Consider the following 26108-nt stretch of genomic DNA (forward strand, 5'->3'; position numbering starts at 1 on the left):
TTTTGATTCAGTATTTTTTTAGCCGTTCTTTATTCTGACCCGGACGCAGAAAACAACGGACGTCTGTTTCCGTCAGGAAAATAGTCATTCTCTTGTTTCTGTTTTTAATTACTTTGTCTGTTAAGGAATAACACATGGCAACTTATTCTGTATTTACCGTTACCGCCGATAAATCCGCGCTGCCGTCTGACGGCTCGCTTGCCGCCACCATCACAGCGATTATCCATGATGACACCAGCGCGCCAGCGCCTGACGGAACCACGGTAAACTGGACGGTTACGGCGGGCGGCAAACTCTCCGCAGCCACGTCCACCACCGATGCTTCTGGCGCGGCTATCGTTGAAGTTACCGCTATCGCAAGCGGTATTCTGACGGTCACCGCCACCACCGCTGATGATGACACAGGCAAGCAGACCAGCATCTATGCCAGCACCGCACTGCCTGCGCCCACGGTTTCTGGTGCCACTGAGGCTGACCAGTACACCCTGGATTATTATGATCTGCAGCTTGGCGTGCAGATGGTTATCCCGCATTATCCCAACGCGACGGCTGGCGATCGGATCACCTTCTGGTGGGGCGATTACTCTCATTTTACTACGCTTTCCGATCCATCGACGCAGTTGCCGATGGTCATTGATATCAGCCTTGAAATTCCCCCGATCTACCTTGAGGACGGCAATTATCCGGTTTATTACACCGCCGCTGACGCCGCCGGCAACACCAGTTATTCCTCAGCCCTTCCAGTTGTGATTGCCAATGGCGGGCAGACTGCGCCAACGCTGACCAAACCGGTTATTCCGGCAGGAACGGATGGTTACATTAACATCGCCGATGCAGCCAATGGCGTAAGCGTGGAGGTCTCTTATCCGTCCATGGCGGCGGGTGACGTCATTACGTTGTACTGGCCTGCTGTAGATTCCAACAGTAACCCGATCATGGGTGCCAGCGGCTCATTCTCTTATACCGTCAGCGCCAGTGATACCTCTTACACCTTTATCGTTTCTTCAGCGCTCTTTTTCCCCAATGCCGGTCAGGGCTATCAGGGATCGGTTGACGCCTACTACACCGTACTGCCTGCGGGTGCCTCCACGGTCGAGCTCTCTTTTGACCAGAGTGTCAACGTGGATACCGTGCCGCCGGGCTTTAACGCGTAGCGGCGCGTCATAAAAGGTTTCATTAACCGTAAGCATGCCCGGCGGTACGCTCTTATGCCACCGGGCCTTTTATCCCCTGACAGGACACCCTGACATGACGATTACTTCAACGCTGCCGCCGCCTGAACTACCACAAATGGTCAATGATGGCTACATCACCGAGACAGAGCTGGAGAGTGATGGCGGTATCGTGGTTAACGTTGCACGTTACACGAACGCGGCGAAAAATGATTACCTTTGTCTCTATTTCGACGGCGAGCTATTTAGCACGCTTTCTCTCCCCGATCCGGATACCTATGCCTGGCCCTGGTCAAGCCTGATCCCGGTATCCGGGACGGCATGGCCTGCGGATGGGCCACATCAGGTCTGGTACGTCGCCACCGATGCCGCGCAAAACACGTCGGCTTCGCCGGTCGCCACCGCCATTGTTGATCGCCAGCACGTCGATGGCCTGCCGCCGCCAGCCTTTCCTGATGCAGATGCGACAAACACCATCACCTATGCATCCGTAATGCAAAATGGCGGCACGCACGTGAAAGTGCCATGGAGCACGGCAGCCTATAACACCGGCGACACGGTCTATGTGTACTGGCGGGCGTTTGATGCGAACGGAAACGCGGTACCTGCGAGTGACAACAGCGTCACGCACACTGTCGCGACGCCGGATGTCGGTAACGGGTTCAGCGTGCTGGTTTCTTCCCCCTTTGTTACGGCGGTCACAACCACCGGCAGCGCGGAAGCCTGGTATACCGTAATACCGTTAACCGGAACGGCGCAGAGTTCACAAGATGCCACCGTGAACCTGGATATGACCGGCAGCGGCATTTATCCGGCTCCGGTTATCCCGGCCGGTAATGATGGCTGGGTGTCCTGTGACGACATTACGACTGACGGGCTAGAGGTAGATATTCCGCCCTGCTCTCAGTTTGTCGTCGGAGGCGGTGTGGTCGTTTACTGGCAAGGCTACAGCACGAGCAGCGTGCCGCTTCCGGCCGCCGCCTGGCAATCCCCGCTTCATATCCTGACGCTGAGCGATATCTCGGCAGGTTTCAGCGTGACAGTGCCTGTCACTTTTATCACGCCCATTGGGGTCGGTTCCGCGCAGGCATGGTACTCCGTAACGGCACCTGCCCTTGCCGGGGTTTCCGATATAACCCGCGTTCAGGTTGACAGCCAGCACTGCCTCTTGCTTCCCGCGCCCGTTTTCCCTGCTGCGGCTGGCGACAATACCATTACCGCCAGCGAAGTCTCGGCTGACAGCGGCACCGATATGGTTATCACATATCCCGGCATGGTCACTGGCGATACGTTGACCGCATTCTGGACGGGTTACCAGACGACGCCGGACGCGCCCGTACCTGGGGCCACCTGGACGCAAACCCGTGTGCTGACAGGCACAGAAGCACAGGCCCGGCAGGCCGTTTTCCATATTCCTGCCGACACGATGACGCCCGTAGGCGAGGGCTACGGAGAAGGGAGATATCAGGTGATGTATCAAAGCGGCGGTATCGCTTCATCAGCGGCAACAGAAGTCAATCTGACGGGCGATAACACATCCAGTTTAATCATGGCGTGCGGAACAGGCGCCCCGTTCTTTGATCCAACCGTTCCGGTCAGGCCGCTTAATACCGTCACGCTTTCAGGACCAGCAGGCGCGGGCATACAGCTATCATTATCCAGCAGTTCCAACGCCTGGTTTAACCCGTCGGGAGAACAATTACTGACGCTTACGCTTGATGAAAGCGGCCAGGCAAGCGCGCAGGTATACAGTTTTTCAACCGGCAATGTGCTGGTGAGCGCGACAGGACTCACCAATCCGCAACTCAGTGCTTCAGCCAGCATGGCTTTCAGCGCCTGGACGCCGGGCAACGGCGATTTACTCAGCTACGGTATTTCTACTTTCGCAGCTGCCGATGGCCGCAGCACCTGTGGCGTCTATATGCAAACCACCGAGGCCTCTGGCGCAACTCAGGTCAGGCTGGCGCTCACGTCTCCCACCAGCGCCATCCTTCCGGTATCCGGTTCGACTATCGCTTATGCGAACGTCAGTACCTCCCATGCCGCTGGTTTTGATGTCACGGATATTGTGGCGGAAACGGTGCGTTTTACCTTATCCCTGCCTGACACAGGAACGTATGTCACCGGACAACTGGCGTTTTCGTCCTGGCCTGCGGCGGCCTGCCCGGCCTGAACCTTCACTCTGGAGAAAATATGATGCCAATCAACACTAACGCCGGCAGCAGCCTGATTTTTTATACCGGCAAAAATGAAGCAGGCAATCTGCAAAAAGTCCTGCACGGCGAAGCTGGTGAGCTGGCCGCCAGTTCTGCCAGTTGGACATATCAGTCCGTCGCCATGTCTGCAATGCAGGCCTTTATCAACAGTACCGTTAATCCCGGTGACGCCTCATACGTTTATCTGGGTCATCGGGAAGATATTGTTCCGGTGACACAGAACGATCTGACTCTGCTTTATCCTTCTTCCGATCAATTCCCGCTGAACTATCTGGGGATCGATCCCATGCAGGTCGCCGTGGTCTGGCTGGATGTGGACGCCGCGCAGGCCGCCCCAAACGCCGTCGCCGCCTTCAGCCAGGTAGGGATGAGCACCACGACCATCACCACACTGACCCTGCCGGGCAACCCAGGCGCGCTCGGGTTTGTGGGTAAAAGCGCCGGCAGCTCTGTCGTGGCGACCTGTCAGTATGGTGAGTACAACCCCAGCAATGGCACGGTCAACTGGACCGGAAGCGGCTCCCTGTTATTGCAGGGAACCGGTGGGGCCGTCACGGTGACAGATCTTGGCGGATTTCCTGACGGCTGGATCTTCAGCGCTCCTCAACTGCAACCAGATGGCAGTTGGGTCGTGACGCTGGAGGGCGGCACACCCGCGTCTGACACTATCAGTAGCGTGACGGCAAACCCAACCAGCATTGTGGACGACGGCGTGAGCAGTTCGACTGTCACCGCGACCGTCGTTAACGGTAGCGGTCAACCCATCAGCGGCGTCACCGTCAGCTGGACAACCACGCTGGGCACCCTGAGCGTTCCCTCATCAGTCACTGGCAGCGATGGCACTGCGAGTACCCAGCTGACCGACAACGGCGCGCCTGGCACCGCGACCGTCACCGCCACCATCACCGGTGACAGTAAATTTGCGGATGTGATCGTTAGCGAAAGCACGGCGGGGTATGTGATCTCCAGTCTGACCAGCGACAAAGACAGTATCGCCAGTGACGGGGTGGACGCCGCCAGGCTAACCGCTACGGTGAAAGATCAATCCGGAAAGGTGGCCACGGGTGTGGCGGTATACTGGGCGACCTCGCTGGGTAATCTGAACCATCCCGAACAGGATACCGACAGCGCCGGGCAATCAAATGCCAAACTGACCGACAGTGGAGATACAGGGAAAGCCGTAGTCACGGCTTCGCTGGATAACGGCAATCAGTTTGCCTATACCATCGCCCTGACGGAAGCCGTGCCGCTCAATCTTTATTGCTCCACCGGCGCGCCGTTAAATACCGGTATGCTCGCTGCGGTACAGCCGACCAATAAAATCGCCCTCTATGGCACGCCCGGCAAAGCGGTACAGCTTAACGTGACCGGAAGCGCAAGGTTCATATCGGGTAATGCGCAATCGCTGAGCGTCACGCTCGATGCCTCAGGCTACGCCCTGGTTGACGTCGTTGACACGCAGGCGGAAAGCGTGACCGTAAGCGCGACCACCTCTGGCGAAACGCTCACTGGCACCATGGCCTTTATGGCGGCCTCCGATAAAGGCGCTATTTATGTCAACAGCCAGACGCCTGCGGATAATAAAACACCGAATACGCTCTACTGGTGGGATTACCAGGGTGCTGGCGTTAGCAGAGTACAGGTATCGTTAAGCGGAAATATGCATTTTTCAGACAATACGCAGGAGGGATTATTTCCGCTTAATGCCCCTGGCGGCGCGGTAGCAATCGATATTTTTGATGCGACGGCTGAAATCGCAGCCGCCACGCTGGCACCAGATAGCCCTTATTATGTGCCATCAGCGGAGAATATTTCTTTTCTGGCTTATCAGCCCTGAAAACCGCGGCAACCCTCTTTTTATCTGCCCCCCTGAACAAGAGCCAGGAAATAAACAGTATAAAAATAGGCGATGACATCTGGCGTTATTACGTCCGGATGAATGCAAGTCAGTCATTTATTTAAGGTAGAAAACATGAAAAACCATAAAATATTATATCACACTTTATGTGTGGTAGTGTTGCTCATTGCGGGTATAACACAAGCATTAGCGAATTGTGTTGTCTATCCGCAACCTGATGCGACTGTGAATTTCGGAACAGTGACGGTGACATCAGATATTCCCGTCGGCGGGGTTATCGCTTCGCAATCAATACCCGCCACAAATAATAAAGAAATGGAGTGTGACGCTGGATCTTACGGTTATTTTCATTTTCACTTATCTTATTCTGCGAATGAAACTTCCATCAGCCATGTCTATGAAACAAACCTTCAGGGCATTGGGGTTCGCGTTTTGCAAAATGGGTTTTATTTTACGTCCCCCTATACTTCAAGCCCTGTCTGGACAGGCCCGACTGCAGCTTATGATGCGAATCCGACCACCGTTGATCTCATAAAAACATCTGATACGCCAGAAGCCGGGGTGTTAGATATAAAGCAATTGGCCGTCAAAAATTTCTATTATTCCTCAGCGGAACATCAGGACAGAGCGTACAACATGGGAAATACAACAATTGTCGTTCCTTCCCTGTCATGTACCGTTCTGACGCCTACGGTTGCGGCAAATTTAAACAATCATCTCACCACAGAGTTTACCGGTATCAACAGCACCACTGCCAGTGTGGAGCTTCCGATTAAACTCAGCTGCCCTGCCGGAATTATGGTGTATGCAAAACTGGATGCCACGGCAGACACCGCCACCCCTCAACCGGGCGCTATTAAATTAACGCCCAGCAGCGTACTGACCGCCAGCGGCGTGGCCATTCAAATTGTGGACGCCAATAATAATGGCGTTCCGATCGGCAGCATTAGCCAATTTAAACCACTTACTCCAACCATACTCAATTTTGGCTGGAAGGCCCGTTATTTACAAACGGCAGAGATAGTCGCCGCCGGTGATGCGAATGCTTCGGCCACCGTGACTATCAATTACCAATAACAGGAGAAATATTATGTCTGCCAGTAAATTATTTTCAAAAACTACTTTGATGACGTTGCTCATTTCAGGTGGAATTAGCTGGGCACAGGCCGCAGATACTGTCCAGATGACCATGACGGGAATTATCCAGGCGCCTGCAGCGTCGGCATCCGGAGCGCAAACCGGCGTCGTGATTGAAGGAACACGGGTTATTTATCAGCCAGGACAAAAAGAACATTCTTTGACCGTACGAAACCAGAGCAAAGAACGCTGGCTGATTGAATCATGGGTGGATAGCGATGCAGTCACGGGCACAACAGACAGTGCGTCAACACCACCATTTGAAGTATCCCCAGCGTTATTCCGACTCGACCCGAATAACGTCAGAAAACTTCATATTATTCACAAAAATGCACCTCTTCCCACTGACCGGGAATCGGTTTACTGGATCACGATTAAAGCCAGCCCGCAAGGGCTGGAACAAAAAAGACATGCGCTGGCTGTGGCCATAAATCAGCGGATGAAATTATTTTACCGTCCTGCCGGTTTAAAAGCACCGACCCGCAGCGATTATCAAAAAGTGATATTTAGCCGGGCGGGAAATACCCTGCATGCGGAGAATCCGACACCTTACTGGATTACGTTTTATTCCCTGACAGTGGGCGAAAAAACAATTGATACGCAAGGAAGAATGTTGCCACCAAAAGGATCAGCAACCTATTCTCTGCCGCCAGAGCCTGGCGGGGATAATATCGTCTGGCAGGTGACTGACGATCGCGGCGGAAACAGCCCCAGCCTGGGATCACGCCTCGTATCTCAATAGCTGTGCTCTGATTCTGGCGTTAAAATATTCATCAAAACCAGCCGTTAAGGCTGGTTTTTTTATCTGCGATGTCCTCGACCGCTCTCACAGGTTTCAGCGCTATACTTCATACCATTGTCTCATCCGCCGCGAGGACGTATGCAACGAGAAGATGTCGTCTCCAGAAGCCTGGCGTCGGTCGGCTATGACCAGGACCGCCGGGTGCTGGAAATCGCCTTTCACAGCGGCGCGGTCTATCACTACCAGAACGTGCCGGAGCAGGTGTGGCTCGCGCTGGCGCGCGCCCCATCAAAGGGCCGTTACTTCCGTAAAGCCATTCAGGACCGCTTTCCTTACCAGCGCGTTGAGTAATCGGCGCGGTCGCAAGGCTGGCGTTTTGTCGCCTTGCTCTGTACCATCGCCCGTCCCTGCTGCCCGCAAAGGGCGGCGCTCATTATAAAACACCTGCAAATACTCATGTCTGATACTCAAACTGCGGCTCGGGCGGTGCCTGAGCTTTCTGTCGCGCACGTGCTGCGCACACCGCGCCTGCTGATGCGCGAAACGCTGGCGGGCATTCTGACTGCGCTGGCGCTGATCCCGGAAGTGATTTCGTTCTCGGTCATTGCGGGCGTCGACCCGAAAGTGAGCCTGGTGGCGTCCATTGTGCTGTGCTTCAGTATGTCTCTGCTCGGCGGGCGTCCGGCGATGGTCACCGCGGCGGCGGGTTCGGTGGCGCTGGTTATTGGCCCGATGGTGCATCAGTACGGCGTCGGCTACATTCTGCCTGCCCTGGTGCTGGGCGGCATCATCCAGATCCTCTTCGGGCTGCTGGGGCTGGCACGCATGATGCGTTACATCCCGCGCTCGGTAATGACCGGCTTTGTGAACGCGCTCGGCATTCTGATTTTTATGGCACAGGTGCCGCACGTCTGGGGGCAGAGCCAGATGGTCTGGCTGCTGTTTGCCGCCACACTCGCCATCGTGCTTCTCCTGCCGCGCATGACCAAAAGCGTGCCGTCGCCGCTGGTGGCGATTGTCGCGGTAACGGTCATCGCCTGGGCGTACGGGCTGACGCCGCCGACGGTCGGCGACGAAGGCCCGATGACGCCGGGCCTGCCGGGCTTCACGCAATTGCTGGTGCCGCTTAACCTGGACACACTGCGTATCGTCTGGCCCTGCGCGCTGAGCATCGCGTTTGTCGGGCTGATGGAGTCGCTCTTAACGGCGCGTCTGGTGGATGACATCACCGACACGCCGTCCAGCAAGCGCCGGGAATGCTGGGGGCTGGGTGTTGCCAATATCCTGAGCGGGTTTTATGGCGGCATCGGCGGCTGCGCGATGATCGGTCAGACGGTGGTGAACGTAGAGCTGGGCCGCGCCCGCTCGCGCTTTTCCACCATCGCCGCCGCGCTGGTACTATTGCTGATGGTGACCGGGCTGAGCGCCGTGATGGCGCAGATCCCGATGGTCGTGCTGGCGGGCATTATGATGGTGGTCGCCGCGAAAACGCTGAACTGGCACAGCATCGCGCCTGCCACGCTCAAACGCATGCCGGTCTCTGAAACGCTGGTGATGGTCGTTACCGTTATCGCCACCGTCTGGACCGGCAACCTCGCTATTGGCGTCGCGGGCGGCGTACTGTTTGCGATGATGCTCTTCGCGCGTCGCGTCGCCCACGTGGTGCGCGCCGAGCGCGAGGTTATCGATAACGGAGCCGCGGTGCGCTACCGGGTGCGCGGCCCGCTGTTTTTCGCAAGCAGCAACGATCTCTACGAGCATTTCCGCTATGCCGACGATCCGGCGCGGGTGATCATCGATTTAACCCACGCGCAGATTTGGGACGCCTCGACCGTCGCGGCGCTGGACGCCATCGAAACGCACTATCAGCGCTATAACGCGACGGTGGAAATTGAAGGGCTGGATATGCGCAGCCACGAATTCCACCAGCGGCTGAGCGGTAAACTCTGAAAAAAACACCGCCAGCGCGGTGGTTTCAGGCTCTGCAAGGCGGAAGACCGTTTCCGCCTTTTTGATGCGCGCGGCTTAACTGCCGGTGCGCGCCAGCACGTCGCGGCTCGCGAGCTGGCGCTCGTCGCCGGTCAGTTCGGACAGCACGCCCTGGCGCATCTCCAGCAGCCGGTCAGCATGAATGAAATAGTGATCGTCATGGCTGATGGCGAACACGGTTTTACCCATCTCTTTCATCAGCGGCAGCAGCACTTGATAAAACTCGCGGCGGAAATGCGGGTCCTGATCGGCGGCCCATTCATCAAGCAGGATGATATCGCGCCCTTCCGCCAGCGCCAGCAGCAGCGCCACGCGCTTTTTCTGCCCTTTCGAGAGTTTCAGGTTGAGGATTTTGCCGTTCTCAAGCGTCAGCTTATTGACCATTTTCAGGCGATGAAGCCAGGTTTCCACCAGCGCCGGGTCCGCCTCTTTGCCGCCAGGGCCGAGCAGTTTGTCAAACAGCCAGACATCGGTGAATACCGCCGAAAAATGCTGGCGGTACGCGGCCATGTCACCTGCGGAAAGCGGTTTACCGTCGATCAGGATTTCGCCGGATGCGGGTTCATACAGCCCGGTTAAGAGCATCGCGAGCGTCGATTTGCCGCTGCCGTTGCCGCCAATCAGGAACAGCAACTCGCCGCGATGGATAGTGAGATTAATCGGCCCCACGCTGAAACTGCCGTCGTGATAGGTAAACGTGACGTCACGTAATTCCAGCTGCTGCCAGTGGTCATTGCGCGCCGGGCGTTCAAAGGCCGGCTCATAAGGCACGAGCTGAAACTGTTTGAGTTTGTTAAACGCCACCTGGGCGGAGAGCAGCGGCGGCAGCGCCCCCATCGCCGCGAGCAGCGGCGTGCGCAGGAATAGCAGCGCCAGCGAATAGGTAGCCGCGACGGTGGTATCGGCCCAGCCAAGCCCGTTCGCCATCCAGAACACCAGGCCAATTACGCCGAGCATCATAATATTCGACCAGTTAACGGCGCTCAGATGGAACGTATCGGCGCGGATAATCTGTTCGCGGTAACGCTGCGCGTCCGGCGTGTAGATCTTATCGAAGATGTACTCTGCGCGCTCGCGGTTAAGCGCCAGTTCTTTGCGCCCCTCCAGCACTATCTGGAAATCGTCATACAGGCTGTCCTCCACTTCACGAAGCGTGGAGAGGTGTTTATAGACCCGCTGCACCAGCAGATAGCCTGTCCACATTGTCACCGCGATCCACAGCGCGGTTACCACAAGCATTTTGCCGGACAGCCAGCCGAGGTAGGCGGCGCTGCCGAGCGTCAGAATAACGCCCTGCACCAGCTCCGGCAGGCGCACAAACGCGACGGTGATATTGCGCACATCGCTCGCCAGCCCTGCCAGCAGCGTGGCGCTGCCGAGCTTTTCTATCTGCCCGACCGGCGTATCCATAATGCGTTTGATAAATTCACCACGCAGCCGGTAGACGAAGTGGTGGCCGAGCATGGTCAGCGCCAGCTGGGAGCCGAGCGTCACCGCCATCAAAAGCACCAGCAGGCCGAGAAACTCCGGCAGCACCGAGGCGCTAAGCTCGACGGTGGCAATCAGGCGTTGATTAATAAAGGCGATAAGCCCGATGCCGAGCGCCGCGCTGGCGAGGCTCAGCGCAAGCACCAGAGAAAACGGCCAGCGATACTGGCGCCAGACGAGACGCAGAAGTTCCATAAATAAACATGACTCAGGCTGTGAAAACAGCGAGCAGTTTAAACGGCTGCGCGGTCACATCAAGAATAATTCTTATTTTTATCCACGCGCCTGGCGGAAGGTAAGATTGTAGCGATATTCCCCGGTCGCCGGGTGCTGGCCGGGCTTGAGCGGCTGTATACCGTGATAAAACAGCCGCGACGGCCCGCCCCACACCACCACATCGCCATGCTCAAGCAACAGACGCTTTAGCGGATCGTTACGTTTCAGGCCGCCGAACTGAAACACGGCGGGCAGCCCAAGCGAAACGGACACAATCGGCGCGCGCAGATCCGGCTCGTCTTTATCCTGATGCAGCGACAGCTTCGCGCCCGGCGCGTAGCGGTTGATAAGACAGGCGTCCGGCGTGAAACTGGTGTAGCCCGCCGCGCTCGCGGCCGCGTCGCACAGCGTGCGAAAGGCATCCGGCATCGCGGGCCACGGCGCGCCGGTTTGCGGGTCGACCTGGGCGTAAAGATAGCCTTTCTGGTTGGTGCTCCAGCCCACCTCCCCGCAGTTGGTCATCGCCACCGACATGGTATAACCGCCGGGCGTCACCATATGGCGAAACGGCGAACGGGCCGCGACGGCCTCAATGCCCGCCATCAGCGCGGGCGCAGAGGCGAGCGCGAAACGGCGCAGCACCACCGCACCGTCGGCGAGCGGCTCCTGCCAGGGTTCGGCATCGGCAAAAAGATCGAGCATTATTTCTCCTGTTCACGTTCGCGAGCGAGCAGCCGCGCCTTACGGTCAGCGCCCCAGCGGTAGCCGGAGAGCGCCCCGTCGCGGCGCACCACCCGGTGACACGGCACCACGATAGCGAGCTTGTTGGCCGCGCAGGCGCTGGCGACAGCGCGCACCGCCTGCGGATTGCCGGTACGCTCCGCGAGCGCCTGATAGCTTATCGTGCTGCCGGGCGGCACCGACTGTAGCGCCTGCCAGACGCGCAGCTGAAACGCGGTGCCGCGTAAATCGAGCGGCAGCGCCAGTTCGCCCTGTGGCGCATCGAGCCACGCAATAACCTGCGCCACCTGCGCACGGAAAGTGTTATCCGGCGCGAGACGCTCCGCATGCGGGAAAATGGTCGCCAGCTCCGCTTCAAGCGCCGCGGCGTCATCTGCCAGCAGCACCGCGCAGAGTCCGCGATCGCTGGTCGCCACCAGACATAACCCCGCCTCGCAGGGCGCGATGGCGTAGCGAATCGCAGTCTGTTCGCCGCCGCGCCGGTACTGCCCCGGTCGCATGCCAAGTGCGCGGTCGGCGTCGCGGTAGAGCGCGCTGCCGGAGGAAAACCCGGCCTCCCAGAGCGAATCCGTAACGCTCATGCCGCCACGCAGCGCCGCCTGGAGTTTTTGCGCGCGTAGCGCATTTTGCCAGGCTTTGGGCGTCATGCCGGTAATCGCTTTGAATTCACGATGAAAATGATACGGGCTCATGGCGGCGCTTTCGGCAAGCATTGCAAGCGTCAGCGGCGTGTCGCTCTGTTCCATGAGCCGACAGGCCGCTGCGATACGCTGCGCTTTTTGCGCCTGCGGCGTGAGCCCTGCCGGCTGGCAGCGTTTGCAGGGGCGAAAACCTGCCGCGCTGGCGGCGCTGGCATCTTCGTAAAAACGCACGTTTTCGCGAAGCGGCCTGCGCGCCCGGCACGACGGGCGGCAGAAAATCCCGGTGGTCACCACCGCAAAGACAAAAGCGTTATCGGCACGCGCGTCGCGGCTTTCCACCGCCTGCCAGCGGGCGTGCTCGCTGGTAAAATCTGCTACGTTCATGGCGCTCTCCTTCTTACAGGTTAGCGTGAGTTTGCCCGACCAGCCGCCTGTGAAAACGCATCTTCTTGCTTTTTAATTTTCGGTTTTATCAATGAAGCCTGCGAACTGCGGCGACATCCAGGTCGCGAAGCCGTCGCCCTCGCGGGTGATCAAATAGACCGCGAGCTTCTCACGCAGCGCCACCGCTTTCGCTTTTTCCGGGCCGAGCACCATCAGCCCGGTGTCCCAGGCGTCCGCTTCCAGCGCGGTTGGCGAAATCACCGTTACCGAGACCAGCTTATGCGTGATGGGCCGCCCGGTCGCGGGGTCAATCACGTGCGACAGGCGTTTGCCGTCAAGCTCATAATAGTTGCGGTAGCTGCCGGAGGTACTGATGCCGTGGCCGTTAATATCCACCACCGCCTGGACGGCGTTTTCCTGGTCGGTTGGCTTCTGGATAGCCACGCGCCACGGCTGCCCGCCAGGGTTCATGCCGCGGCTTGCGAGCGCGCCGCCCACCGACACCAGATAGCGGCTGATGCCCTCTTCTTCCATCAGGCGCGCCAGATGATCCGCGGCGTAACCTTCGCCAACGGTGGAAAGATCGACATACAGGTCGGGCAGATCTTTTTGCAGCCACTGCTGCCCGGCACCGTTGATAACTTTCAGGTGCGACAGGCCGGTGCGCGCGCGGGCAGTGTCGATCTGCGCCTGATCCGGCGTTTTCACCGGCTGTTTATCCGGGCCGAAGCCCCAGAGATTAACGAGCGGCCCGACGGTAATATCCATCGCGTTGTCGGTTTTTGCGCCAACGCGCAGCGATTCGGTAACGATATCGGCCATCGCCTCATCGACCGGCCAGGGCGCCGTGGTGCGGGCATGATTAAAACGCATCAGCGCGGAGTCGTCCTTCCAGGTAGAGAGGAGCCGGTCGTCGGCGTCGAGGCGCGCCTGGATTTTCTCACGCAGTTCGCTTGCGCGCGCTGCATCAACGTCCGCCAGGCTGACGCGCCACGACGTCCCCATCGTTTTGCCTTCCAGCACCAGCGCCTGCGGGGCGTTGTCACAACCGGCAACCATCAAAGCGGCAGTCAGCAGCAGGGTTCGTAAAGCCAATAATTTCACACGTTTCTCCTCTGTAACGGCGGCGACAGGTTACCCTATTTTCTTCAGACATAAAAAAAGGAGCCCGCAGGCTCCTTTTGCACATCAGGTCGGGGATTAGAACTGGTAAACCAGGCCTACCGCTACGACGTCATCCGTGCCGATACCAGCCTGACGGGTGAATTTGTTGTCATCCAGCAGGTTGATTTTGTAATCCACGAAGGTGGACATGTTTTTGTTGAAGTAGTAAGTCGCGCCAACATCAACGTATTTCAGCAGATCCTGGTCGCCGAAAGATTCGCCGGTGGTTTTGTTGGCGATGTCTTTACCGCGGGACTGCAGGTAAGCCACGGACGGACGCAGGCCGAAGTCGAACTGGTACTGTGCAACCACTTCGAAGTTCTGCGCTTTGTCAGCAAAACCGTAGATGTCGCTGCGATCGCCGTTAGAGGTACCGAAACGGGTTGCGTTGTAAGTCTGGGAGTACTGCGCTGCCAGGTAAATGTTGTTCGCGTCGTATTTCAGGCCGCCGGAGTAAACTTCGGCGTGGTCGCCTTCACCGAACAGGGCAGCATTGCTGGCGTTCTGGTCAGCAGTACGTTTGGAAGTGGCCATCGCGCCGCCTACGCTGAAGCCTTCGCCCAGATCGTAGGTCAGAGACATGCCGTAGCCGTCGCCGTTCTGTTTCAGCAGGCTGCGACCGCCAGTGGCGTCGTTTTCACCGGAAACGCTGCCGTTTTTACCCTGGTACTGCAGGGCAAAGTTCAGGCCGTCAACCAGACCGAAGAAGTCGGTGTTACGGTAGGTCGCGATGCCGTTGCCGCGAGACTGCAGGAAGTTGTCCGCACCGTAAGTGTCGCCGCCGAATTCCGGCAGAACATCGGTCCAGGAGGTCACGTCATAGATAACGCCGTAGTTACGACCGTAATCGAAAGAACCTGCGTCACCGAATTTCAGGCCAGCGAACGCCACACGGGTCCATGACTGGTTGTCGTTTTCAGCGGTGTTGCCCTGAATCTGATATTCCCACTGGCCGTAACCGGTGATCTGATCGTTAACCTGGGTTTCGCCTTTGAAGCCGATACGCATGTAGGTCTGGTCGCCGTCAGCGCCTTTGTCGTCAGAGAAGTAATGCTCAGCGTCAACTTTACCGAACAGATCTAATTTGTTGCCGTCTTTATTATAGATTTCTGCCGCATTTACGCTGCCTGCAACCAGCAGAGCCGGGACCAGCAGGGAGAGAACTTTAACTTTCATTATATTAACCCTCTGTTATATGCCTTTATATTATTATTGCCACTGCTCACTAATTCAGGGAACTAGCGGGCAAATCCATTGTCCGAAACCGGAGCCGAATAATCCAACAGGAATATGATACGAAAACTTTTTAGGTGTTTCATAATGCCTACAAAATGTAAAAAAGTATTAATGAAAGGGAACTTTTTTCCGCACTAATCGCTAAATAAATTCGCACTAATTATCAAGAAAACACAATTAATCCAGTAAAATCAAAGAGATTACCATTCAGATTATTTACCGCACTGAATGCCAAAACCAAATAAGAAGAGTCCACTAAAATAACTCTCGCTATCATCATTAACTTTATTTATTACCGTCATTCAGATCTGAATGTTCGTTTTACCCCTATTACCGCCGGATGCTCGCATCCGGCATTTTTTTGCCTGAAATTTCAGTTTCAACTATTTCCGGGTAAATTAGCGTAAAGTTAACGACTATTAATTAATCATATTGCCGTTATTTTGTTCGCCAGCAAATTATCCTCCCCGTTATCTTCACTCAATAGGGCACCGTCCTGACGCGGTCGAAAGCCACGTATGCCGCAGTTTCAGACCGTTCTCACCATCTGGTAAATCATACGTTTCGCTTTATACTTCATTGTTTGCGATACTGTTAAAGAAGACGGTTCTCGCCCCGATAAGCCCTGTGCTACGGGCGTCGCGCGCTGGTTTCACCGCGACGTTGCAGGACAAAAGGCAAAAAAATGGATAGCTGCCGCCGGCGCAGCACGGTTCTCTTTTCTTTACACGGCGCAGGCCGGTGGATTACGCACAATAATGAGTCAGCCAGACGCAATGATCCCCAATAAATTTTCCCTTATGCCGGGCAGTATTACCCGTTTCTTCCTTTTACTGATTGTGGTGTTGCTGGTGACGATGGGCGTGATGGTCCAGAGCGCCGTCAACGCCTGGCTGAAAGACAAGAGCTACCAGATAGTCGATATCTCCCACGCGCTGCATAAACGGGTGGATACCTACCGCTACGCCACCTGGCAGATTTATGACAACATCGGTGCCAGCGCCGCAGGCCAGAACGGCGAAGGCTTACAGGAAACGCGCCTGCGCCAGGATGTCTATTATCTGGAAAAGCCGCACCGCAAAACCGAAGCGCTGATTTTCGGCTCGCACGACAGTTCGACGCTCGATATGACGCAGCGGATTTCAAGTTATCTCGACACGCTGTGGGGCGCGGAACGCGCACCGTGGTCGATGTATTATCTCAATGGCCAGGACAACAGCATGATCCTGGTCTCCACGCTGCCGTTAAAAGATCTCTCCGCCGGTTTTAAAGAGAATTCCATTAACGCGATCGCCGATTCGCGCCGCGCCGAGATGCTTCAGCAGGCGAACGCGCTGGATGAGCGCGAGAGCTTCTCTCCGTTGCGCAAACTCGCCTGGCAGAACGGTTACTATTTCACCCTGCGCACCACGTTTAACCAGCCGGGCCATCTGGCGACGGTGGTTGCGTTCGACGTGCCGATTAACGATCTGATCCCGCCTGGCATGCCGCTTGAGAGCTTCCGCCTTGAGCCAGACAGCAGCCAGAACGCGCTTACAGGGCAGAATAAAGACGATCCGGACAGCGTCACTATTAATTTCAACAGCAACCGCATTGAGATCTCGTCCGCGCTGACCAGCACACAGCTGCGCATCATCTGGGAAGTGCCGTTCGGCTCTCTGCTGATGGAAACGCTGCAAAATATCCTGTTGCCGCTGTTGCTCAACATCGGCCTGCTTGCGCTGGCGCTGTTTGGTTATACCACCTTCCGCCACCAGCCGAGTCGCCCGGTGGAGGCCGTTACCAACAGCGCGAATAATGCTGAGCTGCAAATGCTGCGTGCGCTGAACGAAGAGATTTTGAGCGTGCTGCCGCTGGGGTTACTGGTGCACGACCAGGAATCCAGCCGCACTATCATGAGCAACAAAATCGCCGACCACCTGCTGCCGCACCTGAATCTGCAAAACATCACGTCAATGGCGGATCAGCATCAGGGCATTATTCAGGCGACAGTCAATAACGAGCTCTATGAGATCCGATTGTTCCGAAGCCAGGTGGTGCCGCGCACCCAGATTTTCATTATTCGCGATCAGGATCGTGAAATTCTGGTGAACAAAAAGCTTAAGCAGGCGCAGCGTCTGTATGAGAAAAACCAGCAGGGCCGCTCGGCGTTTATGCAGAATATCGGCGCGGCGCTGAAAGAGCCGACGCAACAGCTGGCGCATCAGGCGGCGCTGATTGAAGCACCGGAAAGCCAGGTGCTTGCCGAGCAGGCCGAGCGCATCGCGCGCCTGGTGGATGAAATTCAGCTGGTGAATCAGCTGGAGGCGGATTTCTGGCGCCCGACGCCTACCGACTTCACCATTCAGGAGCTGATTGACGAAGTGGTCCCGGAAGTGCTGCCGGTCATCAAGCGTAAGGGGTTACAACTGCTGATTAATAACCAGCTTGCCGCTAATGAAGAGCGCCACGGCGATCGCGAGGCGCTGCGTAAAGTGCTGCTGATGCTGCTGCACTACTCCGTCACCACCACGCAGATTGGCAAGATTACGCTTGAGATTATGGCGGAAGAAGGCGCGCGCGAGCGTCTGCTGTTCCGCGTGCTGGATACCGGCGAAGGCATCAGCAACAGCGAAATCGATAACCTGCACTTCCCGTTCCTGAACGACACCTCTAACGATCAGTTCGGCAAAGCTAACGGCCTCACCTTCTATCTGTGCAACCAGCTGGCGCGCCGCCTCGGCGGTCATCTGAATATCAAAGCCCGCAAAGAGCTGGGTACGCGCTATTCACTGCACGTGACGATGCCGGTGGAGCCGCTGGAGACCGAAGAGAGCGACGAGCGGCTGCTGGATGACGTTATCGCGATGATCGATATTACGTCGAACGAAGTTCGTAATGTGGTGGTGCGCCAGCTCGAACAGTGGGGCGCGTCCTGCATCACGCCGGACGAAAGATTATCAAGTCAAGAGTACGATATATTTTTGACTGATAATCCGTCTAATCTTACTGCCAACGGCCTGCTTTTAAGCGATGATGAGGCCGGCGTACGACGCATCGGACCAGGACAGCTGCGCGTCAACTTTAATATTAGTCACGCAATGCAGGAAGCAGTGCTACAACTAATTGAAGAGCAACTGGCGCAGGAAGATATTCCTGAATCTCCAATGGGCGGCGATGAAAATGCGCAGCTTCATGCCAGCGGCTATTATGCGCTGTTCGTCGATACGGTACCGGATGATGTTCAGAGATTGTATACTGAATCGTCCGCCGGCGATTTTGCTGCGCTGGCGCAGACGGCGCACCGCCTGAAGGGGGTGTTCGCTATGCTGAATCTGGTTCCCGGCAAACAGTTATGTGAAACACTGGAGCATCTTATTCGCGAGAAGGATGCCACAGCCATAGAAAAATATATCAGCGACATTGACGTTTACGTCAAGAGCCTGCTGTAGCAAGGTAGCCTAATACATGAACAATATGAACGTAATTATTGCCGATGACCATCCGATTGTTCTGTTCGGCATTCGCAAATCTCTTGAACAAATCGAGTGGGTGAATGTTGTCGGTGAGTTCGAAGATTCCACAGCATTAATTAACAATTTGCCGAAGCTGGACGCGCATGTCCTTATCACCGACCTCTCCATGCCGGGCGATAAATACGGCGACGGCATTACGCTTATTAAATACATTAAGCGCCATTTCCCGACCTTATCTATTATCGTGCTGACGATGAACAATAACCCGGCCATTCTGAGCGCCGTGTTAGATCTCGATATCGAAGGGATTGTTCTTAAGCAAGGCGCGCCGACAGACCTGCCGAAAGCGCTGGCCGCGCTGCAAAAAGGCAAGAAATTTACCCCGGAAAGCGTCTCTCGTCTGCTTGAGAAGATCAGCGCAGGCGGCTATGGCGATAAACGCCTGTCGCCGAAAGAGAGCGAAGTACTGCGTCTGTTTGCCGAAGGTTTCCTGGTAACTGAAATTGCCAAGAAGCTGAACCGCAGTATTAAAACCATCAGTAGCCAGAAGAAATCGGCGATGATGAAGCTCGGCGTGGATAACGATATCGCGCTGCTGAACTACCTCTCTTCCGTAAGCCTGACGCCTGCGGATAAAGAGTAATTCCTGCTGTCCCTGCCCGCCGGGCAGGGACACAACGCCGTTTCCCGCCCTGCTTTTCCTGCCATTTTTACACAATCAATCAATGCCGCTAATGATGACGCGCTATGGGTTTTAATTCTCACACGGGTAAACCATCGCGCGCCGCTCATGCATGAGGGCGCGCGTTACGATTAACCGCGCGTCTTGCGAACCCGGTCGGCATACACCGCCAGCGTCTGCTTCAGCACATCCAGCGTCACCGGTTTAGACAGACAGCTGTCCATCCCGGATTCCAGGCAGCGCTGTTTCTCTTCCGCCAGCGCGTTAGCGGTCACGCCCACAACCGGCAGCGTCATGCCAAGCTCGCGAATACGCTGCGTCAGGCGGTAACCGTCCATGTTCGGCATGTTGACGTCGCTTAATACGATATCGATATGGTTTTTGCTGAGCACATTGAGCGCGTCCACGCCGTCATTCGCGGTACGGCACTGATAACCCAGCGTACCGAGCTGATCGGCCAGCAGTCGGCGGTTGATCGGGTGGTCATCCACCACCAGAATCATCATATCTTCGTTCTGTTCGGCGCTGGTGGAGGACGCAGGCAGTACAGGCTCGCTGCCCGGCACGTCGACATTAATGCTGTAGATACGCCCCAGCAGCGTCAGAAGTTCATGCGGTGCGGCGACGCTGTGCATCCAGACGCCCGGACTGCGCTCCACCGGCATTCCGATATGCCGGCGGCAGAAGAAGATAACCCCTCTGCCCTGCCACTCGACGCAGTTTTCATCGTCGGTAATCAGGATATCGTCTTTATCCGGCGTTTCGCCGTGATGATTTTGTACGCGGATATTGTTGCGCGAGAGCAGGCCCTGCAAGTATTCGCACAGCGACGCGTTGCATACCGCCAGCCAGCAGCGCTTATTGGAAAGCCCGTCGACGTTGGGCTTCGGCGGCAGCTGCGCCTGCCAGAGTGGAATGCGGATGGTAAACTGACTGCCCATACCCGGCTCGGTATCGACCGAAATATCGCCGTCCATCATGTTGATGAGTTTTTCGCAGATAGCGAGCCCAAGCCCCGTTCCCTGGAAGTTGCGCTGCACGCCGGTTCCCACCTGGAAGAACGGATCGAAGAGCCGCACGACCTCTTTCGCCGGAATGCCAACACCGGTGTCGCGCACGCGGAAGCAGAGATAATCGCCCTGAGTACCGACATGCAGAATAATGCAGCCGATGTCGGTGAATTTAATGGCGTTGCTCAGCAGGTTGGAGATCACCTGTTGCAGTCGCATCGGGTCGCCCAGCAGCGACATCGGCACGTCTGGCTCGATAAAGCAGTAGAGGCCGAGCTGTTTACGCACCACCAGCGGCTGATAGTTGGCGGTGATATGGCTCATCACTTCGCGCGGTGAAAACTCGCGCGGCTCGATTTTGAGCTGTTCCGATTCGATTTTAGAGAAATCGAGAATATCGCTGATGATTTTCAGCAGCAGGCTTGAAGAGTTATGCATCGCCGTCACCAGACGATCGACGCCTTTCGGTAGCTCCTGCGTTTGCAGAAGATCGAGGTTACCGATAATCCCGTAAAGCGGCGTGCGCAGCTCGTGGCTGACGGTCGCCAGGAACATCGATTTCGACTGGCTCGCCTGCTCGGCCGCCTGGGCCATCTCCTGCAGCGATTCTTCCATTTTGACGCGCGCCGAGACATCCACCAGCACGCAGATCGCCACGTTTTCATTGCGATAGCGCGAATGCACGAAGCTGATTTGCAGGTTGGTGTTGTTGCTGGTGAGCACGTCGACGAAATTCACCTGCTGCCCGCAGATAATCTGCGTGAGCCGCTGGCGGTCTTCATGCGTCAGCATGTTCAGATAGTTATGCGCCAGCTCGTTGGAGATAATATTGGTTCCGTCCTGGGTGCGCAGAATACAGATCCCGACCGGCGCGGAGGCAACGATTTTACGGTTGAACTGCTCATGTTCTTCCAGGCGCTGGGCGTCGTTTTCCGCCGGAATAAAGATGCGTCGCTCATACATGCGCGCCAGCGTAAACAGCACAATCCCCACCAGCACATTCAATAGCACGGCGTTGAGGATAAGCATCCGGATGCGCTCCAGCACCAGATCGACCGGCACGGAATAGACAATGCTAAGCGACGACGGCGGCAGGCTCTTTTTCAGAATCAGCTGCTTAAAGCCAGACGTATAGCCAAACCACGCGCGCTCCTGCTCCCACTCGCCATTCGGCTCAAGGTTGGTTTCCGAACCGGTAAGCGAAAAGAGCGGCCGATCGTTTTCATCGAGAATCGTCACACCCATTGGCATACTGCCGGGCGTAAAGAAATTTTCAATGCGGATGGTCTGCTCAATACCCAGCAACCCTTGCAGGCGGTTCGCCAGGTAGACTGGCGTCAGCGAATAGAAGTTACCGATACCAGGACGCTGGCCAGCCGATACCCAAAACAAGCTGTTGCTACGTTCGTCCTGCGGCGCGTTGCGATATTTAATGATGCGCTCATGCAGCGCCTGCAGGGTTTTGTCGCGCTCAAGCGGGATCTCACGCAGACCAAAATCCGCCATGCAGAGGTTATCGGAGCCTATCAGAAACACGCGGTTTAAATCATAAGCGGCGGAGAAGTTATCGTGCCAGTAGCGCAAAAACCAGGAGAGTGATTGCAACGAGCCGCGCCAGCTCGTCCCGAGCGAGTTACAGTCGGAATCGGAAAACAGCGGCACAAACGACGGCGCGTTCAGCGCATCATTTTGCCCACGCCCGCTTTTCATCAGCGCATCGATATTTTCCAGCCGGTTTTCAGCTACATACTTCAGCTCTTTCATCACATCAGACGTGCGCTGAATATAGCGCTGCGCCTGATCGTAACTCAGGTTAAATTCCTGACGAATTTCCGACTCTTTCACATGCAGCGCGCTTACGATGTAAAACACCGAAAACAGGGCGATAAGCAGCCAGAGCAGCAGCGCCAGCGCCCGGAAAAGATAGCGAGACACTTTAAGCGTCGAGCGGAAAGAGACGAAGTATTTCAAGGGGGCACCAGCCAGCCGTGAGGTAAGAAAAAGGAATGCCGTTAAGGTAGCCGCAAAACCCTTGTGCCGCAACGGCAACGCGCTTATCCGGCGATATTCAGAGCAGCCTGCGCCGCAAAAAGAAAGGGCCGGTCAGACCGGCCCTTTCATAAGGCAAAACACGGTGTGCGAAAGCCGCGCGACGATTACTCGTCTGCGTCGTCCACCGCATCGTCGTCGGCGTCGGTTTCCGGCGCGATGTCGTCATCGCCTTCCGCCACGCTGCCGTCGATGGAGTCGAGCTCTTCGTCATCCACCGGCTCGGCGACACGCTGCAGACCCACCACGTTTTCATCTTCCGCGGTGCGGATGAGGATAACGCCCTGAGTGTTACGGCCTACCACGCTGATTTCCGACACGCGCGTACGCACAAGCGTACCGGCATCGGTGATCATCATGATTTGGTCAGCGTCATCGACCTGCACCGCGCCGACCACCGGCCCGTTGCGATCGGTCACCTTGATGGAGATAACCCCTTTCGTCGCGCGCGACTTGGTCGGGTACTCTTCCACCGCGGTACGCTTGCCGTAACCGTTCTGGGTGGCGGTCAGGATAGCGCCTTCGCCGCGCGGCACGATAAGCGACACAACGCTGTCGCCTTCGCCGAGGCGAATACCGCGCACGCCGGTGGCGGTACGGCCCATCGGACGCACCGCGTCTTCTTTAAAGCGCACCACTTTGCCCTGCGCGGAGAACAGCATGACTTCGTCTTTACCTGCGGTCAGGTCGACGCCGATAAGCTCATCGCCTTCGTTCAGGTTCACCGCGATGATACCGGCGGTACGCGGACGGCTGAACTCGGTCAGCGCCGTTTTCTTCACGGTGCCGCTCGCGGTCGCCATAAAGACGTTAACGCCCTCTTCATACTCGCGTACCGGCAGAATCGCGGTGATACGCTCGTTCGCTTCCAGCGGCAGCAGGTTGACGATAGGACGTCCACGCGCGCCACGGCTCGCTTCCGGCAACTGGTAAACTTTCATCCAGTAGAGACGGCCACGGCTGGAGAAGCAGAGGATCGTATCGTGGGTGTTGGCCACCAGCAGGCGGTCGATAAAGTCTTCTTCTTTAATACGTGCGGCGGATTTGCCTTTACCACCGCGGCGCTGCGCTTCGTAATCCGTCAGCGGCTGATATTTCACATAGCCCTGGTGAGACAGGGTGACCACCACATCTTCCTGGTTGATCAAATCTTCGATGTTGATATCGGCGCTGTTGGCGGTGATTTCAGTGCGGCGCTCGTCGCCAAACTGGTCGCGGATAAGCTCCAGCTCTTCGCGGATCACTTCCATCAGGCGGTCAGCGCTGCCGAGGATATGCAGCAGCTCAGCGATTTGCTCCAGCAGCTCTTTGTACTCGTCGAGCAGTTTTTCATGCTCAAGGCCGGTGAGCTTTTGCAGACGCAGATCGAGGATCGCCTGCGCCTGCTGCTCGGTCAGCCAGTATTTGCCATCGCGAATACCAAACTCCGGCTCCAGCCACTCCGGACGCGCGGCGTCATCACCGGCGCGCTCCAGCATCGCAGAAACGGTGCCAAGCTCCCACGCCTGCGCGATGAGGCCCGCTTTCGCTTCCGACGGGGTCGGCGCGCGGCGAATCAGCTCGATAATCGGATCGATATTGGCCAGCGCAATCGCCAGACCTTCTAAGATATGCGCGCGCTCGCGGGCTTTACGCAGTTCGAAGATGGTGCGGCGGGTCACGACTTCACGGCGGTGGCGAACAAACGCCGCCAGAATCTCTTTCAGCGTCATGATCTTCGGCTGACCGTGGTGCAGCGCGACCATGTTGATCCCGAAAGACACCTGCAGCTGCGTCTGGGAATAGAGATTATTGAGCACCACTTCGCCCACGGCGTCGCGTTTGATCTCAATAACAATGCGCATACCGTCTTTGTCAGACTCGTCGCGCAGCGCGCTGATGCCTTCGACGCGTTTCTCTTTCACCAGTTCGGCGATTTTCTCGATCAGGCGCGCTTTGTTCACCTGATACGGAATTTCGTGCACGATAATGGTTTCGCGGCCGTTTTTCGGATCGACTTCTACTTCCGCGCGCGCGCGAATGTAGATTTTGCCGCGCCCGGTGCGGTACGCCTCTTCAATGCCGCGACGGCCATTGATGATGGCAGCAGTCGGGAAATCCGGGCCGGGGATGTGCTCCATCAGCCCTTCGATGCTGATATCTTCATCATCGATATAGGCGAGGCAGCCGTTGATCACTTCCGTCAGGTTATGCGGCGGAATGTTGGTCGCCATCCCGACCGCGATACCGGAAGCCCCGTTTACCAGCAGATTCGGGATTTTGGTCGGCATGACGTCCGGGATTTTTTCCGTGCCGTCATAGTTATCGACAAAATCAACGGTTTCTTTGTCGAGGTCGGCCATCAGTTCATGGGCGATTTTCGCCAGACGGATTTCCGTATAACGCATCGCCGCGGCGGAGTCGCCGTCGATAGAACCGAAGTTGCCCTGACCATCCACCAGCGTATAGCGCAGCGAGAACGGCTGAGCCATACGTACAATGGTATCGTAGACGGCGGAATCACCGTGGGGATGGTATTTACCGATTACGTCACCAACGACACGGGCGGATTTTTTGTAGGCTTTATTCCAGTCATTGCCCAACACGTTCATGGCGTAAAGTACGCGACGGTGTACCGGCTTGAGGCCATCTCGGACATCCGGAAGCGCGCGGCCGACAATAACCGACATCGCGTAATCCAGATAGGAGTTCTTTAACTCTTCCTCAATGTTGACCGGTGTAATTTCTCTGGCAAGGTCGCTCATCTGACCGTTATCCCTCTACTGTGTCCCGGATTCAAAGGTCGCAAATTATAACACAGCCGCGGCCTGTTCGGTAAACCGAATAGCCCCGTCAGGCCGCTTTATTCCCTACTAACGCCTGTTATACTCGACGCTCTTGCGAAGAAAGGAGTAAAGGCGTCCATGAATGCTGAAAAACCGCCCGTTGCGCACAACGTAGACTTAGAAGAAATCGCCAAATTTGAAGCTGTCGCTTCGCGCTGGTGGGACACTGAAGGGGAATTTAAACCGCTGCATCGCATTAACCCGCTGCGTCTTGGCTATATCGCCGAACGCGCCGGTGGCCTGTTCGGGAAAAAAGTGCTGGATGTCGGCTGCGGCGGCGGCATTCTCTCAGAGAGTATGGCGCGCGAAGGCGCGAACGTCACGGGGCTCGATATGGGCGCGGAGCCGCTGGCGGTGGCGCGTCTGCACGCGCTGGAAAGCGGCGTTGAGCTTAACTATGTTCAGCAGACCGTGGAAGAACACGCCGCGCAGCATGCCGGCGCCTATGACGTCGTGACCTGCATGGAGATGCTCGAACATGTGCCGGACCCGCGCTCGGTGGTGCAGGCCTGCGCTCAACTCGTAAAGCCCGGCGGCCACGTCTTTTTCTCCACGCTTAACCGCAACGCCAAATCCTGGCTGATGGCGGTGGTAGGCGCAGAATATGTGCTGCGCATGGTGCCCAAAGGCACGCACGATGCCAAAAAGTTCATTCGCCCTTCCGAACTGCTGGGCTGGGTGGATGAAACACCGCTGGAAGAGCGTCATATCATCGGTCTGCACTACAATCCGCTGACCAACCGCTTTAAGCTCGCGCCGGGCGTTGATGTTAACTATATGTTGCATACACAGGCTAAAAAACCTGTCTGAAAACCGTCCTGTCAGAAGCTTTTCGTATTAAAAATTGCGCAACGTTCTGTTGCGCCATTTCTTTCCTGACCAGGAAATCAGCGTTCGATCAAATTTTCATTTTTTTTCCTGCCGCCTTGACAAGCCCTCAAGGCCTTATGTGATGAGGACTTACTTAATTTCGAGATTTTGCAACCGCAAATTAACACCGAAATCAAGGCTTGTTCTCAAAAGAATCCGGACTAGAATACTCACCATATAGCGTTTCACTTATCTCAAACCCCCTATATATAGTATTTATCCACAGAGTTAGT

General features: G+C 56.4%; 17 protein-coding genes. 10 read left to right on the plus strand and 7 right to left on the minus strand.

Annotation, left to right across the window (positions count from 1 at the left end):
- Positions 1–134: 134 nt before the first annotated feature.
- From G9X48_RS08780 to G9X48_RS08810, 7 genes are all read left to right on the plus strand, one after another.
- The gene (locus G9X48_RS08780) at positions 135–1154 is read left to right on the plus strand and encodes an Ig-like domain-containing protein (RefSeq protein WP_007869453.1); all 1020 of its coding nucleotides are present in this window, start codon (positions 135–137) and stop codon (positions 1152–1154) included.
- A gap of 94 nt (positions 1155–1248) precedes the next feature.
- Positions 1249–3345 (plus strand): hypothetical protein, encoded by a 2097-nt coding sequence (locus G9X48_RS08785; protein WP_007869454.1) that lies wholly within the window; start codon positions 1249–1251, stop codon positions 3343–3345.
- 20 nt (positions 3346–3365) lie between these two features.
- Positions 3366–5225 carry an Ig-like domain-containing protein gene (locus G9X48_RS08790; protein WP_237719030.1) on the plus strand — a complete coding sequence of 620 codons (1860 nt, stop codon included), beginning with the start codon at positions 3366–3368 and terminating at the stop codon, positions 5223–5225.
- A 135-nt stretch (positions 5226–5360) separates the two neighbouring features.
- Positions 5361–6323, plus strand: coding sequence for a fimbrial protein (locus G9X48_RS08795; protein ID WP_007869456.1), 963 nt, complete (start codon positions 5361–5363; stop codon positions 6321–6323).
- 13 nt (positions 6324–6336) lie between these two features.
- Positions 6337–7125 (plus strand): molecular chaperone, encoded by a 789-nt coding sequence (locus G9X48_RS08800; protein WP_181147479.1) that lies wholly within the window; start codon positions 6337–6339, stop codon positions 7123–7125.
- Between the two features lie 138 nt (positions 7126–7263).
- Positions 7264–7476 carry a KTSC domain-containing protein gene (locus G9X48_RS08805; RefSeq protein WP_004387484.1) on the plus strand — a complete coding sequence of 71 codons (213 nt, stop codon included), beginning with the start codon at positions 7264–7266 and terminating at the stop codon, positions 7474–7476.
- A 105-nt stretch (positions 7477–7581) separates the two neighbouring features.
- Positions 7582–9075, plus strand: a complete 1494-nt coding sequence (locus G9X48_RS08810) for a SulP family inorganic anion transporter (RefSeq protein ID WP_038880002.1) — start codon at positions 7582–7584, stop codon at positions 9073–9075.
- Positions 9076–9150: 75 nt separating this feature from the next.
- Here the strand turns inward: G9X48_RS08810 and G9X48_RS08815 are convergent, their stop codons facing one another.
- From G9X48_RS08815 to G9X48_RS08835, 5 genes are all read right to left on the minus strand, one after another.
- Positions 9151–10797 carry a multidrug ABC transporter permease/ATP-binding protein gene (locus tag G9X48_RS08815; protein ID WP_038879999.1) on the minus strand — a complete coding sequence of 549 codons (1647 nt, stop codon included), beginning with the start codon at positions 10795–10797 and terminating at the stop codon, positions 9151–9153.
- A gap of 78 nt (positions 10798–10875) precedes the next feature.
- On the minus strand, positions 10876–11520 hold the full coding sequence (gene alkB, locus G9X48_RS08820) for a DNA oxidative demethylase AlkB (protein WP_038879996.1): 645 nt from the start codon (positions 11518–11520) through the stop codon (positions 10876–10878).
- Positions 11520–12584: a bifunctional DNA-binding transcriptional regulator/O6-methylguanine-DNA methyltransferase Ada gene (gene ada / locus G9X48_RS08825; RefSeq protein WP_038879993.1), complete on the minus strand. Its 1065-nt coding sequence runs from the start codon at positions 12582–12584 to the stop codon at positions 11520–11522. The genes alkB and ada overlap by 1 nt, the downstream gene beginning before the upstream one ends.
- A 72-nt stretch (positions 12585–12656) precedes the next feature.
- On the minus strand, positions 12657–13688 hold the full coding sequence (apbE, locus tag G9X48_RS08830) for an FAD:protein FMN transferase ApbE (protein WP_007869472.1): 1032 nt from the start codon (positions 13686–13688) through the stop codon (positions 12657–12659).
- A gap of 96 nt (positions 13689–13784) precedes the next feature.
- Positions 13785–14924: a porin OmpC gene (locus G9X48_RS08835; protein ID WP_004387479.1), complete on the minus strand. Its 1140-nt coding sequence runs from the start codon at positions 14922–14924 to the stop codon at positions 13785–13787.
- Between the two features lie 818 nt (positions 14925–15742).
- On the opposite strand from G9X48_RS08835, the gene rcsD reads away from it, so the two are divergent.
- Together rcsD and rcsB are read left to right on the plus strand one after the other, a co-directional pair.
- On the plus strand, positions 15743–18415 hold the full coding sequence (rcsD, locus tag G9X48_RS08840) for a phosphotransferase RcsD (RefSeq protein WP_208091275.1): 2673 nt from the start codon (positions 15743–15745) through the stop codon (positions 18413–18415).
- A gap of 16 nt (positions 18416–18431) precedes the next feature.
- Positions 18432–19082, plus strand: a complete 651-nt coding sequence (gene rcsB / locus G9X48_RS08845) for a response regulator transcription factor RcsB (RefSeq protein WP_007676706.1) — start codon at positions 18432–18434, stop codon at positions 19080–19082.
- Between the two features lie 170 nt (positions 19083–19252).
- Here rcsB and rcsC read toward each other — a convergent pair whose 3' ends face one another.
- The gene (rcsC, locus tag G9X48_RS08850; protein ID WP_007869490.1) at positions 19253–22102 is read right to left on the minus strand and encodes a two-component system sensor histidine kinase RcsC; all 2850 of its coding nucleotides are present in this window, start codon (positions 22100–22102) and stop codon (positions 19253–19255) included.
- Positions 22103–22287: 185 nt separating this feature from the next.
- Positions 22288–24924 carry a DNA topoisomerase (ATP-hydrolyzing) subunit A gene (gyrA, locus tag G9X48_RS08855; RefSeq protein ID WP_012124178.1) on the minus strand — a complete coding sequence of 879 codons (2637 nt, stop codon included), beginning with the start codon at positions 24922–24924 and terminating at the stop codon, positions 22288–22290.
- Positions 24925–25083: 159 nt separating this feature from the next.
- Between gyrA and ubiG the strand changes: the two genes are divergently transcribed.
- Positions 25084–25815, plus strand: coding sequence for a bifunctional 2-polyprenyl-6-hydroxyphenol methylase/3-demethylubiquinol 3-O-methyltransferase UbiG (ubiG, locus tag G9X48_RS08860; protein WP_007869503.1), 732 nt, complete (start codon positions 25084–25086; stop codon positions 25813–25815).
- The last annotated feature ends 293 nt before the right edge of the window (positions 25816–26108 follow it).

The organism is Cronobacter sp. HA18006, assembly GCF_011605445.1.
Taxonomy (GTDB): domain Bacteria; phylum Pseudomonadota; class Gammaproteobacteria; order Enterobacterales; family Enterobacteriaceae; genus Cronobacter; species Cronobacter sakazakii.